The sequence below is a fragment of the Conyzicola sp. genome, from assembly GCF_057073975.1.
This window is the reverse complement of record NZ_JBXMIS010000004.1, coordinates 1-2,018: the sequence shown is the minus strand read 5'-3', so window position 1 is coordinate 2,018 and position 2,018 is coordinate 1. Positions and strand designations below refer to the sequence as shown.

Annotated in this window: 2 protein-coding genes; both read left to right on the top strand. The window is 72.2% G+C overall.

What is annotated here, in order from left to right; genetic code table 11:
• The coding region (locus AC14A7_RS00345) for an acetamidase/formamidase family protein (RefSeq protein WP_484005864.1) at window positions 1-473 on the top strand (473 nt) is incomplete at its 5' end.
• A gap of 1 nt (window position 474) precedes the next feature.
• Window positions 475-1,959 carry an AtzH-like domain-containing protein gene (locus tag AC14A7_RS00340; RefSeq protein ID WP_484005862.1) on the top strand — a complete coding sequence of 495 codons (1,485 nt, stop codon included), beginning with the start codon at window positions 475-477 and terminating at the stop codon, window positions 1,957-1,959.
• Window positions 1,960-2,018: the final 59 nt, after the last annotated feature.

Sequence of the window (2,018 nt, the reverse complement as noted above, 5' to 3'; positions counted from 1 at the left end):
CGAACTCGATCCCGCCGGGAGCGCACGGCGGCAACATCGACATCAACCTGCTCACCGTCGGGGCGTCGCTCTACCTGCCGGTGCAGGTCGCCGGAGCCCTTGCCTACGTTGGCGACCCGCACTTCGCCCAGGGTGACGGGGAGGTTGCCCTGACTGCCTTCGAAGCCAGCCTGCGGGCGACGCTGCGGTTCGAGGTGGTGCCGCACTCGGCAGCCATCGACCTGTTCGGGCAACTCGCCGGGCCGCTTGCAGAGACGAGCGAGTTCCTCGTGCCGACCGGAATGAACGAGGATCTCGACCTCGCCGTGCAGGACTGCGTGCGTGCGGCGATCGCGCTCGTGCAAGCGCGCTACGGGCTCGATCAGGCGCACGCCTACGCCTACCTCAGCGCGGCAACCGACTTCAACATCAGCCAGGTCGTCGATCTGGTGAAGGGCGTTCACGCCAGAATCAGGAAGAGCCACTTTGAGTGATGTGACCGACGCCTTCTGGGAGTACGAGCGGGCTCTCATGGCCAACGACCTGCCGACGCTCGACCGGCTCTTCCTCGACGATCCGGCGACGCTGCGCGGCGACGCCGCCGGCATCCTCGTCGGGCACGAGGCGATCAGCGCGTTCCGCGTCGGGCGGGGTGGCGCGCCGGCACGCGAGATCCTGCACGTGGAGGTCGTCGAGATCGACCCGGATGCCGCCCTCGTCATCGCAATCACCCAGCCGGCCACCGGGGGTCGCGGCCAGCAGTCGCAGCTCTGGATGCGCGTGGGCGGTGACTGGCGCGTTCGTGCCGCGCACGTCTCGCTCCCGACGCCAGCGCTCAACCCCGCGGTCTGGCGGGTCGCGGGCAACCCGCTCGTCGCCGGCGCGGCCGGCGGCCCGCTCGCGGGCGAGACGGTCGCCGTGAAAGACCTGTACTCCGTCGCGGGCTTCGCGGTCGGCGGTGGCGTTCCTGCCTTCCTCGCCGAGGCACAGCCTGCCTCCGTCACCTCTCCCGCCGTGCAGGCGCTGCTGGATGCCGGCGCGAGCGTCACGGGAATCGCCCAGACCGACGAGTTCGCCTACTCGATCGCCGGCCGCAACCCGCACTACGGAACGCCACCCAACCCGGCCGTCGTCGGCGGAGTGCCCGGCGGCTCCTCGAGTGGTCCGGCCTCGGCGGTTGCCCTCGGCCAGGCCTCGATCGGGCTGTCGACGGACACGGCCGGCAGCATCCGGGTTCCCGCGTCGTACCAGGGGCTGTGGGGGCTGCGGTCGACGCACGGCTCTGTCGACGACGCTGGCATCCTTCCGCTCGCCCGCACCTTCGACGCGCCCGGGTGGATCACCCGGTCGCCATCGGTGCTGCGCGCCGCCGTCGAGGCCACCCTCACCGGGCACGCTCCGACTGGCGGCTTCGTCGTCGACCCGGAGCTCGCGGCGCAGGCAGAGCCCGACGTGCGCGCCGCCTTCGACGCGCTCGTCGGAGACCGGTTCGACCGGGTCGGGCTCGGCGACTCCCAGGAGTTCTTCGAGACCTTCCGCACCGTGCAGCAGGCCGAGGCCTGGCGCACCCATGGCGCGTGGATCGAGGCGCATCCCGGCGCGCTCGGCGAGGACGTCGCCGCCCGCTTCGCCCTCGCCTCGCGAGTAACCCCGGAGCAGGAGGATGCGGCCCGCGCGACCATGCTGCAGCTGGCCCTTCGACTCGACTCCCTGCTCGGCGACCGGGTGCTGCTCGTGCCGTCGGCCTCCTCTGCTGCCCCCGCCATCACGGCGGGGTCCGAGCTCATCGAGCGCACCCGGCAGGGCACCCTGCGCATGACGGCTGTCGCCGGCATCACCGGGCGCCCCGCACTGTCGGTTCCGCTGCTCTCCGTGCCGCAGCCGGGAGCGCTGCTGCCTGCGCCGGTCGGACTCTGCCTCGTGGGGCCGCGGCACTCGGAGCTCGCGCTCATCGCGCTCGCCGAGCAGCTCGCGGGTTGAGTAGCGCGCTGGAGCTTGGAGCGGGGGGCACGTCTTTCCCCCACCGCCACGACCACACT